This is a genomic window from Klebsiella sp. LTGPAF-6F, assembly GCF_001753185.1.
Lineage (GTDB): Bacteria > Pseudomonadota > Gammaproteobacteria > Enterobacterales > Enterobacteriaceae > Klebsiella > Klebsiella michiganensis.
On record NZ_CP017450.1, the window covers coordinates 1,592,964 to 1,607,810 of the forward strand.

At 58.8% G+C, this 14,847-nt stretch carries 15 protein-coding genes; 6 read left to right on the forward strand and 9 right to left on the reverse strand.

Going from position 1 to position 14,847, the window contains the following annotated elements; genetic code table 11:
* Positions 1–50: 50 nt before the first annotated feature.
* Together fetA and fetB are read left to right on the forward strand one after the other, a co-directional pair.
* On the forward strand, positions 51–731 hold the full coding sequence (gene fetA, locus BJF97_RS07445; RefSeq protein WP_004848402.1) for an iron efflux ABC transporter ATP-binding subunit FetA: 681 nt from the start codon (positions 51–53) through the stop codon (positions 729–731).
* Positions 718–1,500 (forward strand): iron efflux ABC transporter permease subunit FetB, encoded by a 783-nt coding sequence (gene fetB, locus BJF97_RS07450; RefSeq protein WP_014228227.1) that lies wholly within the window; start codon positions 718–720, stop codon positions 1,498–1,500. Before fetA ends, fetB begins: the two co-directional genes overlap by 14 nt.
* A 108-nt stretch (positions 1,501–1,608) precedes the next feature.
* Here fetB and BJF97_RS07455 read toward each other — a convergent pair whose 3' ends face one another.
* The 3 genes from BJF97_RS07455 to tesA form a co-directional block, all read right to left on the reverse strand.
* Positions 1,609–2,463: a co-chaperone YbbN gene (locus BJF97_RS07455; RefSeq protein ID WP_014837618.1), complete on the reverse strand. Its 855-nt coding sequence runs from the start codon at positions 2,461–2,463 to the stop codon at positions 1,609–1,611.
* Between the two features lie 61 nt (positions 2,464–2,524).
* Positions 2,525–3,334 carry an SDR family oxidoreductase gene (locus BJF97_RS07460; protein WP_177341165.1) on the reverse strand — a complete coding sequence of 270 codons (810 nt, stop codon included), beginning with the start codon at positions 3,332–3,334 and terminating at the stop codon, positions 2,525–2,527.
* A complete protein-coding gene (gene tesA / locus BJF97_RS07465) occupies positions 3,324–3,947 on the reverse strand; it encodes a multifunctional acyl-CoA thioesterase I/protease I/lysophospholipase L1 (protein WP_014228230.1) in 624 nt (207 codons plus the stop codon). The genes BJF97_RS07460 and tesA overlap by 11 nt, the downstream gene beginning before the upstream one ends.
* On the opposite strand from tesA, the gene ybbA reads away from it, so the two are divergent.
* Positions 3,918–4,604: a putative ABC transporter ATP-binding protein YbbA gene (gene ybbA, locus BJF97_RS07470; protein ID WP_014228231.1), complete on the forward strand. Its 687-nt coding sequence runs from the start codon at positions 3,918–3,920 to the stop codon at positions 4,602–4,604. The genes tesA and ybbA overlap by 30 nt on opposite strands.
* Complete coding sequence (ybbP, locus tag BJF97_RS07475) at positions 4,601–7,018, forward strand: putative ABC transporter permease subunit YbbP (protein ID WP_032694169.1); 2,418 nt, start codon at positions 4,601–4,603, stop codon at positions 7,016–7,018. The genes ybbA and ybbP overlap by 4 nt, the downstream gene beginning before the upstream one ends.
* Positions 7,019–7,141: 123 nt before the next feature.
* On the opposite strand, the gene BJF97_RS07480 is transcribed toward ybbP, so the two are convergent.
* Positions 7,142–7,450: a monooxygenase gene (locus tag BJF97_RS07480; RefSeq protein WP_014228233.1), complete on the reverse strand. Its 309-nt coding sequence runs from the start codon at positions 7,448–7,450 to the stop codon at positions 7,142–7,144.
* A 209-nt stretch (positions 7,451–7,659) separates the two neighbouring features.
* Here BJF97_RS07480 and BJF97_RS07485 point away from each other — a divergent pair, with 209 nt between their 5' ends.
* Positions 7,660–8,805 carry a porin gene (locus tag BJF97_RS07485; RefSeq protein ID WP_004130005.1) on the forward strand — a complete coding sequence of 382 codons (1,146 nt, stop codon included), beginning with the start codon at positions 7,660–7,662 and terminating at the stop codon, positions 8,803–8,805.
* Positions 8,806–8,922: 117 nt separating this feature from the next.
* Here the strand turns inward: BJF97_RS07485 and mnmH are convergent, their stop codons facing one another.
* The 5 genes from mnmH to ppiB form a co-directional block, all read right to left on the reverse strand.
* Complete coding sequence (gene mnmH / locus BJF97_RS07490; RefSeq protein ID WP_032694170.1) at positions 8,923–10,002, reverse strand: tRNA 2-selenouridine(34) synthase MnmH; 1,080 nt, start codon at positions 10,000–10,002, stop codon at positions 8,923–8,925.
* Between the two features lie 205 nt (positions 10,003–10,207).
* A complete protein-coding gene (gene purK / locus BJF97_RS07495) occupies positions 10,208–11,275 on the reverse strand; it encodes a 5-(carboxyamino)imidazole ribonucleotide synthase (protein WP_014228235.1) in 1,068 nt (355 codons plus the stop codon).
* Entirely contained in the window at positions 11,272–11,781 is a 510-nt protein-coding gene (gene purE, locus BJF97_RS07500) for a 5-(carboxyamino)imidazole ribonucleotide mutase (RefSeq protein ID WP_004130058.1), read from the reverse strand. Before purE ends, purK begins: the two co-directional genes overlap by 4 nt.
* A 272-nt stretch (positions 11,782–12,053) precedes the next feature.
* On the reverse strand, positions 12,054–12,776 hold the full coding sequence (gene lpxH, locus BJF97_RS07505; RefSeq protein WP_014837623.1) for a UDP-2,3-diacylglucosamine diphosphatase: 723 nt from the start codon (positions 12,774–12,776) through the stop codon (positions 12,054–12,056).
* A gap of 3 nt (positions 12,777–12,779) precedes the next feature.
* The gene (gene ppiB / locus BJF97_RS07510) at positions 12,780–13,274 is read right to left on the reverse strand and encodes a peptidylprolyl isomerase B (protein WP_004099775.1); all 495 of its coding nucleotides are present in this window, start codon (positions 13,272–13,274) and stop codon (positions 12,780–12,782) included.
* Between the two features lie 173 nt (positions 13,275–13,447).
* On the opposite strand from ppiB, the gene cysS reads away from it, so the two are divergent.
* Positions 13,448–14,833, forward strand: coding sequence for a cysteine--tRNA ligase (gene cysS, locus BJF97_RS07515; RefSeq protein ID WP_004848430.1), 1,386 nt, complete (start codon positions 13,448–13,450; stop codon positions 14,831–14,833).
* Positions 14,834–14,847: the final 14 nt, after the last annotated feature.

The window sequence follows — 14,847 nt, forward strand, 5'->3', positions numbered from 1 at the left end:
AAAGAAAAGTGGAGTAAACTAGAGGCGTTGTCGAAAAACTGGGAATAATAATGACCGAAAGTAACGCTATTTTGCGCCTGGACAATGTGGGTTTTCAGGCCGATGGAGTGACCATCCTTAATGAGATGAGTTTTCAGCTCAGGGCAGGGGAATTTAAGCTGATTACCGGCCCTTCCGGCTGCGGAAAAAGCACGTTATTAAAAATAATCGCTTCGCTGCTGAGCCCCACCGCGGGAAGCATTTTCTTCGCCGGTAAAAACATTAATGACTTAACGCCGGAAACCTATCGTCAGCAGGTTTCCTACTGCGCGCAAACCCCGGCGCTGTTCGGCGATTCAGTGTATGACAACCTGGTCTTCCCGTGGCAGATCCGTCATCAACAGCCGGATCCCAACGCGCTGGTCGCCGATCTGCTGCGCTTCGGGCTGGCGGAGAATACGCTGGAAAAGTCAATCAATGAACTTTCGGGCGGGGAAAAGCAGCGCGTTTCGTTGATTCGCAATCTGCAGTTTTTACCGCAGGTGCTGCTGCTCGATGAAATTACCAGCGCGCTGGACGAGAGCAATAAAAAAAACGTGAATGAGATTATCCATCGCTACACGACCGAAAAAAATATTGCCGTTCTGTGGGTCACTCACGATAGCAATGAAATTGCCCATGCGGATGAAGTGATTACCCTAAAGCCTGCCGGCGGAAAAGCGCAGGAGGAGAAAAAAAATGAACGGGCATAATATTACTAACGAATCGCTGGCGCTCTCCATGGTTCTGGTGCTGGTGGCGATCGTGGTCAGCTACCGGGAAAAGCTGGCGCTGGAAAAAGATATTATCTGGAGTATCTGCCGGGCGATTGTGCAACTGATTATCGTCGGCTACGTGCTGAAATATATCTTTAACGTTAATCACGCCGTGCTGACGCTGCTGATGGTGCTGTTTATCTGCTTTAACGCGGCGTGGAATGCGAAAAAGCGCAGCAAATATATCGATAAAGCCTTTCTTTCTTCGTTTATCGCGATAACCACCGGCGCCGGATTAACCCTGGCGGTGCTGGTTTTTTCCGGATCGATTGCGTTTGTGCCGATGCAGGTGATTCCGATTGCCGGGATGGTGGCCGGTAACGCGATGGTGGCGGTCGGGCTGTGCTACAACAACATGGGGCAGCGTTTCAGCAGCGAGCAGCAGCAGATCCAGGAGAAGCTGAGCCTGGGCGCGACGCCGAAGATGGCTTCCGCAAGACTTATCCGCGATAGCATTCGCGCCGCGCTGATCCCGACGGTAGATTCGGCGAAAACGGTGGGGCTGGTGAGCCTGCCGGGGATGATGTCGGGGCTGATTTTCGCCGGGATTGATCCGGTAAAAGCGATTAAGTACCAGATTATGGTGACGTTTATGCTGCTGTCGACCGCCAGCCTGTCAACGATTATCGCCGGGTATCTGACCTACCTGAAGTTCTTTAATGCTCGCCATCAGCTGGTGGTGACGCAGCTGAAAAAACGCGCGTAAGTTTTTTCCCCGGAGGCGGAGCTGAACGCGCCTGTCCGGGCTACCGTCCCGCAGACGGCGGGGAACCTGTAGCCCGGCTAAGCGCAGCGCGAGCCGGGTTTTTTACGATTAATAAAGCAGAGAGTAGAGCTGGCGGCGGTACTTCGCGGCCAGCGCGTCGCCGGTGCCGAGGGCGGAGAGGATCTCCTGCAGCAGCTTGCGAACCTCGCCGTTTCCGGCGCCTAAATCTTTTTGCAGATGGCTGAACAGCAGCGCCAGCGCCTCTTCGTTACGCCCAACCTGATGCAGCTGTAATGCCAGCTGGGAGGCCAGCGCCGCGTCTTCCGGGTTCTGCTCTACCTGCTGCTGCAGTTGCTGAATTTCCGGCGTGTCGGCGGCTTTTTTCAGCAGCTCGATCTGCGCCACCAGTCCCTGATAGCGGGTATCCTGATCCTGCAGAGGCACGGTTTTCAGCACCGTTTCCGCTTCATCGGAACGGTGGAGGGCAATCAGCGTTTCCGCCAGCAGCAGGCCAATCTGGCTCTCCTGGTTCGACAGCTGCCAGGCGTCTTTCAGCAGCGGCAGCGCTTCGGCGTAGTTCTCTTCCTCCATCAGCGCCAGCGCCTGCTGCGCTTTGAGCTCCTCTTCGCGCGGCAGGAACTTATCCAGCAGCGCGCGCACCGCTTCTTCCGGCTGCGGGCCTTCGAAGCCGTCGACCGGCTGACCGTTCTGGAACAGGTAAACCGTAGGGATTGCGCGCAGGCCAAACTGCGAAGCCAGCATTTGTTCGGCATCGCAGTCAACTTTAGCGAGGGTAAACAGGCCGTTGTACTGGGTGGCGAGGCTCTCCAGTACCGGCGTCAGCTGCTCGCAATGTTGGCTGCGCGCGGACCAGAAATAGAACAGCACCGGCGTTGTCGCGGACTGCTGTAGCGTCTGGTGTAGGTTAGCTTCGGTAATATTGACAATATTCTGTGCGGACATGAGCAAGTCTCTTTGATCGATATTTGTATAGATATATGGGGGCGACGGCAGGCGCTTCAACTTAGCCCTGGATAATTTTGTCCATCGCGCGGGTCGGCAGCAGGCGTTTCAGCAGGGCGACCGCATGCGCCACCAGAGTGACCGGGTAGCGCAGCTTCGGTTTATCGCTGACAAAAGCATGGCGCACTTTTTCCACCACCGCTTCCGGCCCGAGAGTAAAGCGGGCGGCGATGCCGGGGTTTTCCACCGGCTTATCGGTCTGGGTCTGGTTGACGTTGTTGGTGAAGCGGGTGTGGATCGGGCCCGGCTCAATCAGGATGACCTTAATTCCGCTGTGGCGCAGCTCCATGCGCAGCGCGTCTGACCAGGCTTCCAGCGCGAATTTGCTGGCGGCATAGGCGCCGCGGCCGGGGCTGGAGATAATTCCCATCACCGATGAGGTCATCACAATACGCCCTTCGCCGTGCGGCTCCATTGCCGGAAGCAGCAGCATCGTTAGCTGATGGACGCCGAAAAAGTTGGCGGAAAACTGCTGCTCCATCTGCCGGCGGTTGATGGTCGGCAGCGGGCCGTAGACGCCGTAGCCCGCGTTGTTAAACAGGCCGTACAGGCGGTTGTCGGTCAGGGCAATCACCTCGGCGGCGGCGCGTTCAACGCTCTGCGGATCGTCAAGATCCAGCAACACACCGGTCAGCCCCAGCTCCTGCATCCGTGCGACATCTTCCGCTTTGCGGCAGGCGGCCAGCACGTTAAAGCCCTGGCGCTTTAAATCAAGGGCGCTTTCAAGACCAATTCCGCTGGAACATCCTGTAACTAAAACCGATTTTTGCATAACTTTACCTGCAAATGACTCGCTGTTATCAGGAGTCATGATTAACTAAGGGAGCCAAACGCGTCGCCATCCAGTCGGCGATAAACGGCTGGGCGTCGCGATTAGGGTGAATTCCATCGTCCTGCATCCACTGCGGTTTCAGATAAACCTCTTCCATAAAAAAGGGCAGCAGAGGAATATCAAACTCTTTGGCCAGTGCCGGATAAATTGCGCTAAAGGCTTCATTATAACGGCGGCCATAGTTGGCGGGCAGGCGAATTTGCATCAGCAGCGGCTGGGCGTTCGCCGCTTTGATATGCTCAATAATGGTACGCAGCGTCTGCTCCGTCTGCTGCGGCGGGAAACCGCGCAGCCCGTCGTTACCGCCCAGCTCTACCAGCACCCAGCGCGGCTGATGCTGCTTAAGCAGAGCCGGCAGCCTTGCCAGCCCCTGCTGCGAGGTATCGCCGCTGATGCTGGCGTTAACCACCGGCGTTTTGGTCTGCCACTTATCGTTAAGCAGCGCAGGCCAGGCGGTATTGCCCGCCATGCGATAACCGGCGCTCAGACTGTCGCCGAGAACCAACAGCGTGTCGGCCGCCATCGCGCGGCAGGTAAACAGGACCAGAAACAGGAAAGGCAAATGCCAGCGGAAAACATACTTGAAGTTCATCGTCTTAAGAAATCCGTCGGTCAGGGTGAGCATCAGCTTTCCATCCTTACCGGAGTTGAGCTGGTTGTCAAACAGGGGCAGACCATCGCCCTGATTGGCGAGTCGGGGTCCGGTAAATCGACGCTGCTGGCGATCCTCGCCGGGCTGGACGACGGCAGCAGCGGGGAGGTTTCGCTGCTCGGACAGCCGCTGCACCAGATGGACGAAGAGGCGCGGGCGAAGCTGCGCGCTAAGCACGTCGGCTTTGTGTTTCAATCTTTTATGCTGATACCCACCCTCAATGCGCTGGAAAACGTTGAGCTTCCGGCGCTGCTGCGCGGCGAAAGCGATAGCCAGAGCCGCGGCAGCGCCCGGGCGCTGCTGGAGCAGCTGGGGCTGGGCAAACGCCTGCATCACCTGCCGGTACAGCTCTCCGGCGGCGAGCAGCAGCGGGTCGCGCTGGCGCGCGCGTTTAACGGCCGCCCGGAGCTGCTGTTCGCCGATGAACCCACCGGCAACCTCGACCGTCACACCGGGGATAAAATCGCCGACCTGCTGTTCTCGCTGAACCGCGAGCACGGCACCACGCTGATCCTCGTCACCCACGACCCGCTGCTGGCGGCGCGCTGCGACCGACGGCTGAGGCTGGTGGATGGCCAGCTGCGGGAGGAAGCATGATCGCTCGCTGGTTCTGGCGCGAATGGCGCTCGCCGTCGCTGCTGATCGTCTGGCTGGCGCTGAGCCTGGCGGTGGCCTGCGTGCTGGCGCTGGGCTCGATAAGCGACCGCATGGAGAAAGGACTCAGCCAGCAGAGCCGGGAATTTATGGCCGGCGACCGCACGCTGCGCAGCTCGCGAGAAGTCCCGGGCGCATGGATTGACGAAGCGCGTCGCCTTGGTTTAATCGTCGGCGAACAGCTGAGCTTCGCCACCATGACGTTTTCCGGCGATACGCCGCAGCTGGCGGACGTCAAAGCGGTTGACGACACCTATCCGCTATATGGTCAGCTGCAGACCCAGCCGCCGGGGCTGAAGCCGCACGCCGGCACCGTGCTGCTGGCGCCGCGATTAATGGCGCTGCTGAATCTGAAAACCGGCGACACCATCGACGTGGGCGACGCCACGCTGCGCATTGCCGGCGAGGTGATACAGGAGCCGGATGCCGGATTTAACCCCTTCCAGATGGCGCCGCGGCTGATGATGAATACCGCAGACGTGGCGAAAACCGGCGCGGTGCAGCCCGGGAGCCGCGTCTCCTGGCGCTATAAGTATGCCGGAACCCCGCAGCAGCTGGCGGACTACGAAAAGTGGCTGCTGCCGAAGCTGGGGCCTGAACATCGCTGGATCGGCCTGGAGCAGGACGACAGCGCGCTGGGTAAATCGCTGGAGCGCTCGCAGCAGTTTTTGCTGCTGTCGGCGCTGTTAACGCTGCTGCTGGCGGTCGCCGCGGTGGCGGTGGCGATGAGTCATTACTGCCGCAGTCGTTACGATCTGGTGGCGATCCTTAAAACCCTCGGCGCCGGGCGGGCGCAGCTGCGCAAGCTGATTGTCGGCCAGTGGCTGATGCTGCTGGCGCTGGCGGTGGTCGCCGGCGGGGCGATGGGCGTCGGGCTGGAGCATATTCTGCTGCTGATGCTTAAGCCGGTGCTCCCGGCGGCGCTGCCGGCGGCGAGCGGCTGGCCGTGGCTGTGGGCGATCGGCGCGATGGTGGTGATTTCCCTGCTGGTCGGGCTGCGTCCTTATAGACTGCTGCTGGCGACGCTGCCGCTGCGGGTGCTGCGCCAGGATGTCGTCGCTAACGTCTGGCCGCTGACGATCTATATTCCAGTGGTGTGCGCGGTGGTGGTAGCCCTGCTGGCGCTGCTGATGGGCGGCAGCCCCCTGCTATGGGCGGTGCTGGCGGGCGCCGTGGTGCTGGCGCTGCTGTGCGGCCTGGCGGGATGGGGCGTTCTGTGGCTACTGAAGCGTTTGACGTTAAAAGCGCTGCCGCTGCGCCTGGCGGTGAACCGTCTGCTGCGTCAGCCGTGGTCGACCCTGAGCCAGCTGGCGGCCTTTTCGCTGTCGTTTATGCTGCTGGCGCTGCTGCTGGTGCTGCGCGGCGATCTGCTTGACCGCTGGCAGCAGCAGCTGCCGCCGGAAAGTCCTAACTATTTCCTGATTAACATTGCGCCGGAGCAGGTGGTGCCGGTGAAAACCTTCCTCGCCGAACATCAGACCCGCGCCACCGAGTTCTACCCCATCGTGCGCGCCCGCCTGACGCAAATTAACGGTCAGGTGACGGAGGGCAATAAAGATGAAGCCCTGAACCGGGAGCTTAACCTCACCTGGAGCCGCGAGCGTCCGGATCATAATCCGCTGGTTGCCGGTAGCTGGCCGCCGAAGGCGGGCGAGGTGTCGATTGAAGAGGGGCTGGCGCAGCGTCTGGGCGTCAAGCTCGGCGATAGCGTGACCTTTACCGGGGATACTCAGGATTTTAGCGCGAAGGTGTCCAGCGTGCGTAAAGTCGACTGGGAGAGCCTGCGGCCGAACTTCTTCTTTATCTTCCCGCAGGGGGCGCTCGACGGCCAGCCGCAAAGCTGGCTGACCAGCTTCCGCTGGGATAACGGCAACGGGATGCTCACACAGCTCAACCGCGAATTCCCCACCGTCAGCCTGCTGGATATCGGCGCGATTTTGCAGCAGATTGGCCAGGTGCTGACCCAGGTAAGCCGCGCGCTTGAGGTGATGGTGATTCTGGTGACCGCCTGCGGCGTTTTGCTGCTGCTGGCGCAAGTACAGGTCGGGATGCGTCAGCGTTATCAGGAGCTGGTGGTCTGGCGCACGCTGGGGGCCGGGAAGTCTCTGCTGCGCACCACGCTGTGGGCGGAATTCGCGCTGCTGGGCGTGGTGTCCGGCGTCGTGGCGGCGATTGGCGCTGAGGTGGCGCTGGCGCTGCTGCAAAGCAAAATCTTTGACTTCCCGTGGTCTCCGGACTGGCGGCTGTGGGTGATGCTGCCGCTGTGCGGGGCGATACTGCTGTCGCTGTGCGGCGGCTGGCTGGGGCTGCGTCTGCTGAAAGGTAAGGCGCTGTTCCGCCAGTTTAGTCAGGGATAGGGTTAGCTATGTAGCCCGGGTAAGGCGTTATCCGCCACCCGGGGGGTTCACTGTATGCGGGAAAGTAGCCCGGGTAAGGCGTCAGCCGCAACCCGGGGGGGTACCCGGTACGGATGCGCGTTGCTATTGCAGATGACCGTGGTTCAGCGCGGTGAGCGGCTCATTAACATCGAAAATTTTGCAGATAACCTCGTTTACGCCGAGAGATTTCAGACGCGCGGTGTGCTTGTTGAGATAAGCGAGCGCGGTTTCTTCATTCGCAAAAAGATAGATCCCGCCCGCCTCCTGATTTTTTTCGCTTTCCGTCCAGACCTTCCAGATAAAACCCGGCTCCTGATTGATGGACTCGGCCAGCTCCACGAGCTGACGGGACATCTCGCTGCCGAAGGGACCGTTAAAGGCAAAGTGCAGCTGCAGTAGTTTTTTCGACATACTTCCTCCATGGATGATGTTTGCGCGGTAATAGACCATTTTAATGACATGGCGATGAAAAGATAACCACAGTTTTTTTAACGGCACAAAATGGTAAGTCACTGATTTTTAACCGCACGAAACATTAAAAACTCAACAACACGCCATACTCGAACGCAGTTAATATTCAACTGGCAAATATAAGGTTGCTTATTAATCAAGGAAAAAGTATGGCACATAAAATAAAAGCGCTGGCGATAACGATCGGCGCAGCCCTGGCGTTAACCTCTTTTGCGTCCCAGGCGGAAATTACGCTTTTAAAACAAGATCCACAGGCGGGCGATCCGTTAAGCCGGCTTAATTTCACCGTCGGCGGCAGCATCCGTCCCCAGTTCAACATGATGTCCGGCGACGGAGACAAAGGCTCTTATAAACGTAACGGCTTCGATGGCGGTACCCGTTTCCGCTTCGCCGCCGACTACTATCTGTTCGATGATATTAGCTGGATCAGCTACTACGAGCTGGGCGTCAATATTCCGGCGCTTTTCGACTGGGATAACCACTACGCCGAAGGCGCGAATAACACCAGCCGCCGTATGCTCTATACCGGCCTGAAAAGCGATACCTGGGGGACGTTAACCTACGGTCAGCAGAACAGCGTTTATTACGACGTGGTCGGGGTAAAAACCGATATCTGGGATTACGACATGATAGGCCAGGCGCCGGGTAACGGCATCAACGGCGACTACGATGGCTCCTATCGCTCACGCAATATGCTGAAATATAAGAAAACCGTTGGCGATGTCGATCTTTACGCCTCTTATCTGTTTGAGGACAGCGAATATCTGCCGGGCAACGGCCTGCGCTACAAGCGTAAAGGCGGCGGCTCCATCGGCGCCGATTACCACATCATGAAGGATTTGACCTGGGGCGCAGCGTGGAACTATACCCGCGCCGATATGCGTAACCCCTCCAGTTCAGACAGCAAATCATACGATCAGAATATCGTCGGTACCGCGCTAAGCTGGACGCCGGATAACTGGACCTTCTCCTTCGGCGGCGGCTGGTATCAGAACTTCCTGACCACCAAAAAAACCGATGTTCATAACTACTTCGCGGGCGATGCCTGGGGTATTGAGTACTTTGCCGGTTATAAATTCCCGATTGGTCAGTATGCGGTGAAATCTATTCAGCCGTACTTTATGGGCGACCGCCTGCAGTACGTGAACGGCCGCAACTATCAGCGGATTGATAACGGCGTCGGCGTGAGCTTCCAGCTGGATTATGGTTTCCGCGTTGACTATGAACACGTCTTCACGTCGAGCACCGACAACCTGGGCGATATGAACCTGGTGCGTCTGCGCTACGACTTCTAAGCGCTGACACTTCCCCGGTGACGCTGCGCTTACCGGGGCTACAGGTTCACCGCCGTCTGCGGACCCGTAGCCCGGCTAAGGCGTTTACGCCGCAAGCCGGGACAGGAGAGAATGTGATTACTCCGCCAGCCAGGCGGCGACGTCCTGCCAGCTGCCGCGAAAAATAATCTTCTCCGCTTTTTTGCCGAGCTGGTAGCGGTACATCGGATCGTAATACTCGTTCAGCAGGGGAACCAGCCAGCTGAAGTGGGCTTCGGTGCTGGCGGTTCGCTGCTGCTCAAGCAGGGCTTCATCAAGCCGGGCGGTGAGCTGGGCAAAACGCTGTAACCCGAGGCGGCGGCGGATTGCGAACAGACCATGATGCAGATATTCGCTATACGCCTGCCAGCCTTGCTCTTCGCCGTAGGCCGCCAGGAAATCATGATGCATGCGCGCAAAATACTCTTCCCGCAGCCGTTCAAGACGGACAGCGAACGGATCTTCCACCACCGCCAGCGGCGAATGCGCCATGCGAAGGCGCATGCACTCCGGCAGGTGATTGGCGCCAATCATATGCCCCTCATCCTCCAGCACCCAGCGCGTCTGCTGCTCTGACTTTTTGAGCATTGCCACGGCCAGGTGATTTTCAAAGGTTGCCTGCTGATGCTGCTCCTGCAGGGTTCGGCCAAATGAAGAGCCGCGGTGATGGGCGAGCCCTTCGAGATCGATACCGTCCGGTTGAGTGCCGACCAGCTGGGTTTTACCGTTACCGGTACAGCCGCCGATCAGCACGATAGGGCGCTGCACCAGCTCTTCGGTAAGCTGTATCGCCGCCTGGCGCAGCGCTTTGTAGCCGCCGACGATCAGCGGGTAATCCACGCCCGCTTCCTTCAGCCACTGCTGGACGATATGCGAACGCTGGCCGCCGCGAGCGCAGCACAGGTAGCCCTCGGGATAGCGCGCGCAGGCCTCTTTCCAGGCGGCGAGGCGGCGGGCGCGAATCTCGCCGTTGACCAGCTGATGGCCCAGCGCGAGGGCGGCGTCCGGCCCCTGACGCTTATAGCAGGTGCCGACGGCGGCGCGCTCGTCATCGTTCATCAGCGGCAGGTTGATCGCCGCGGGCATGGCGCTTTGCCTGAATTCAACCGGGGCGCGTACGTCAATCAGCGGCGTATCGCTGGCGAGAATCTGCCGAATATTCTGTGGTACTAATTCCATCATTTAAACCGTTATGTCATTCAGACGCGTCGCTCGACGCGATAATTCTTCTATTGTACGCGGTGAGCGCCCTGCTGAATTGATTTTTCACGGTGTATCGCTGAATAGCGTCAGGAATGGCTGGATTTAAGCATCCGTGGGGCTGGCAAGTTGGGTAGCCCGGCTAAGGCGCAGCGCGCCGCAAGCCGGGATAAAGGAGAGAGGATTACGCCAGCTGCGCCTGCGCCCAGAAGATACCGCTGGCATATTCCGGCGGCAGCAGCGGCTTCAGCGCTTCCAGCGTCGCGCTCAGGCGGTCGGTATCGCTGTCGGTCAGGTTCAGGTGGCCGACTTTACGACCCGGACGTACCTCTTTGTCGTACCAGTGCAGATGCACCAGCGGCAGCTTCAGCCAGTCATAGTTCAGATCGGTACCGATCAGGTTGATCATCACCGACGGGCTGTTCACCACCGGCGGCGGCAGCGGCAGATCGGTAATCGCCCGCAGATGCAGCTCGAACTGGCTAATGGAGGCGCCGTTTTGCGTCCAGTGGCCGCTGTTGTGCACGCGCGGCGCCAGTTCGTTAATCAGCAGGCCATCAGCGGTGACGAAACACTCCATCGCCATCACGCCAACGTAGCCCAGCTCATGCATGATCGCCGACAGCATCTGCTCCGCCTGCGCCTGCTGGCGGGCATTGGCCTGCGGAAAAGCGACGCTGGCGCGTAAAATACCGTCCTGATGCAGGTTGCGGGTCAGAGGATAGAAGACCGTGCTGCCGTCCCGGGCGCGAGCGCCGACCAGCGACACCTCGCCGGAGAAGTTAATGCCCTGCTCAACGATACACTCGCCGTAGTTATCCTCCGGCAGCTGCGCGGTTTCATTTTCCCGCAAACGCCACTGGCCGCGGCCATCGTAGCCGCCGACGCGGCGCTTAACGATAGCCAGCTCCCCGAGGCGGGCGAATACCGCAGGCCATTCGCTTTTATCCGCCAGAAGCTGCCACGGCGCGGTGGCGAGCGCCAGCTTATCGAACAACTGCTTTTGCGTCAGGCGGTCGGCGATTATCGGGAAAACGTCGCGGTTAACGAAGGCGGAATGACGCGCCAGCTCGCGGGTCAGCGCCGTTTCCGGCCAGCGTTCAATCTCTGCGGTAATCACGCTTTGCTGTACCGGCACCGCTTCCGGGTCGGCTTCCAGACCGACCGGCCAGACCGCAATACCCAGCGGCTCGCCGGCCTGGCGCAGCATCCGGCCTAGCTGGCCGTTGCCGAGAACGCAAACCTGCTTCATGCCGCACCCCGCGGATCCGGATTATCCAGCACGTCATCGGTTTGCGCCTGACGCCAGGCGCTGAGGCGCTGGTGCAGTTCCGCATCGTGCTGGGCGAGGATCTGCGCCGCCAGCAGGGCGGCGTTGGCGGCCCCGGCTTTACCGATGGCCAGCGTACCCACCGGGATGCCGCGCGGCATCTGGACGATAGAGTAGAGGCTGTCTACGCCGCTCAGCGCCGCGCTCTGAACCGGCACGCCTAACACCGGCACCAGCGTTTTCGCCGCAATCATGCCCGGCAGGTGCGCCGCGCCGCCGGCACCGGCAATAATCACCTGAAAACCGTTTTCTTCCGCGCCTTCGGCGAAGCTGAACAGTTTATCGGGCGTGCGGTGGGCGGAGACCACTTCGACATGGTACGGAACGTTCAGGGCATCAAGGATTTCTGCGGTAAACTGCATGGTAGCCCAGTCGCTTTTGGACCCCATCACGATGGCGATACGCGCCGAATTATTGCGGGAAGACATGCGTCTTAAAACTCCTGTGGGTGTGTTTCACACTGCTTTAGAGGCCACAGAGAATAGCATGAACTCCCGGCAAGGAAAACGGTTGCGTGCGCATGGCCAGCCGCCTTTGTGTTGTCGGTATTCGATGAAACGCGCCGGTTATGAGCGGGCAAAAAGTAAAACCAGCCCCCGTCCCCGGGTCAGCATAAGAATGCCCATCACCAGCAGGTAGATTTGCACAACGCGCGGCCCGGATAAATCGCGGAAAATAAAGAATCAGCCCTTGCCGGGGGCTAGAAAGGAAAATGAATCAGCTCAACGTCTTCTGGCGTCACTTTGACCATAGAGCCCTGGCTATGCCAGGCGCCGAGCACCACGCGGTACGCGGTCTGGCCGTTGGCTTCTAGCGGGTGGACGGCGGGGCGGTGCGTATGCCCGTGAATCAGCCACTGAACGCGATGTTTCTCCATGACGTCAACGACCGCCTGGGGATTCACATCCATAATTTCCATCGACTTGCTGCTGTTGGCCGCTTTGCTGTCGGCGCGCATTCTGGCGGCGATACGGCGGCGGATAAACAGCGGCAGGGCCAGAAACAGGCGCTGGATCCAGGGATTGTGAACTTTCGCGCGAAACGCCAGATAGCCTGCATCGTCGGTGCAGAGGGTGTCGCCGTGCATAATCAGCACCTTGCGCCCGTAGAGGTCGAGAAGCTTCTCTTCCGGCAGCAGGGTCATCGCGCTTTCGCGGGCAAAGCGCTTGCCGACGAGAAAGTCGCGGTTGCCGTGAAGGAAGTAGCAGGGGACGCCGGAATCGGCCAGCGCTTTGAGCGCTGCGGCGATTTGCCGATGCAGCGGGTTAGGATCGTCATCGCCGATCCAGGCTTCAAAGAGATCGCCGAGGATATACAGGGCGTCCGCCCTGCGGGCTTCCCCCTGTAAAAAGCGCAGAAAACCGGCGGTAATCGCCGGTTCTTCCGTTTGCAGATGCAAATCCGCAATAAAAAGTGTCGCCACGAATTATTCGCTAACGGTGACGCTTTTGATCACAACATCTTCTTTCGGCACATCCTGGTGCATGCCGCTGCGGCCGGTGGCGACCGCTTTGATTTTGTCGACCACGTCCATCCCTTCAACGACTTCTGCGAATACGCAGTAGCCCCAACCCTGCAGGCTTTCGCCGGAGAAGTTCAGGAAGTCGTTATCGGCGACGTTGATGAAGAACTGCGCGGTGGCGGAGTGGGGCGCCTGAGTACGGGCCATCGCCAGCGTACCGCGGGTGTTTTTCAGACCGTTGTTCGCTTCGTTCTGAATAGGAGATTTGGTGGTTTTCTGATTCATGCCCGGCTCAAAACCGCCGCCCTGAATCATAAAGCCGTTGATTACACGGTGGAAAATAGTGTTGTCGTAGAAACCTTCACGACAGTAGTCCAGGAAGTTTTTAACTGTTTCCGGCGCTTTGTCGTCAAACGTCTTGATTACGATATCGCCATGATTGGTGTGGAAAGTAACCATTTTTGCATCCTGTTCCGATGATTGTGGTGCCTGCACCCGGAGTCGGGTGAGATATAGGGGGCTGTTATAGCATAACCGCGGGGTTGGATCACCTTGCAATGTGTGCTGCTTCGGGGTTGAATTAAGGTTAGAATACGCGACTTATATCCACACACGTCTACACGGAATCTTCGATGTTAAAAATTTTTAATACACTGACGCGCCAAAAAGAAGAATTTAAACCTATCCATGCCGGGGAAGTTGGCATGTACGTGTGTGGTATTACCGTTTATGACCTCTGTCACATCGGCCATGGCCGTACCTTCGTCTCATTCGATGTAGTCGCGCGCTACCTGCGTTTCCTGGGCTACAAGCTAAAGTACGTGCGCAATATCACCGATATCGACGACAAAATCATTAAGCGTGCTAATGAAAACGGCGAAAGCTTTGTTGCGCTGGTGGATCGCATGATTGCCGAGATGCACAAAGACTTCGACGCGCTGAATATCCTGCGCCCGGATATGGAGCCGCGGGCCACCCACCATATCGCGGAAATCATTGAGATTACCGAGCAGCTGATCGCCAAAGGCCACGCGTATGTCGCCGACAACGGCGACGTCATGTTCGATGTGCCGACCGACCCGAACTACGGTCAGCTGTCGCGTCAGGATCTCGATCAGCTGCAGGCCGGCGCGCGGGTTGATGTCGTTGACGTCAAGCATAACCCGATGGACTTTGTGCTGTGGAAGATGTCGAAAGAGGGCGAGCCAAGCTGGCCGTCGCCGTGGGGCGCGGGCCGTCCAGGCTGGCACATTGAGTGTTCAGCGATGAACTGCAAACAGCTGGGCAACCATTTTGATATTCACGGCGGCGGTTCGGATCTGATGTTCCCGCACCATGAAAACGAAATCGCCCAGTCCACCTGCGCCCACGACGGCGAGTACGTCAATTACTGGATGCACTCCGGGATGGTGATGGTTGACCGCGAGAAGATGTCAAAATCGCTGGGCAACTTCTTTACCGTGCGCGACGTGCTGAAGTTCTACGACGCGGAAACCATTCGCTACTTCCTGATGTCCGGCCACTATCGCAGCCAGCTGAACTACAGCGAAGAGAACTTAAAGCAGGCGCGCTCCGCGCTGGAGCGTCTGTATACCGCGCTGCGCGGAACCGACAAAACCGCAGAGCCGGCCGGCGGCGAGGCGTTTGAAGCGCGCTTTATCGAAGCGATGGATGACGATTTTAATACTCCGGAAGCCTATTCCGTGCTGTTCGATATGGCGCGTGAGGTTAACCGCCTGAAAACCGAAGATGCCGCCGCGGCCAACGCGATGGCCGCGCATATGCGCAAGCTCTCTTCGGTACTGGGGCTGCTGGAACAGGAGCCGGATGCCTTCCTGCAGAGCGGCGCGCAGGCGGACGACGGGGAAGTGGCGGAAATCGAGTCGTTGATCCAGCAGCGTCTGGACGCGCGTAAAGCGAAAGACTGGGCGGCGGCGGATGCCGCGCGTGACCGTCTCAACGAGATGGGCATCGTGCTGGAAGATGGCCCGCAGGGCACCACCTGGCGCCGTAAGTAGTCTCATTCTCTCTT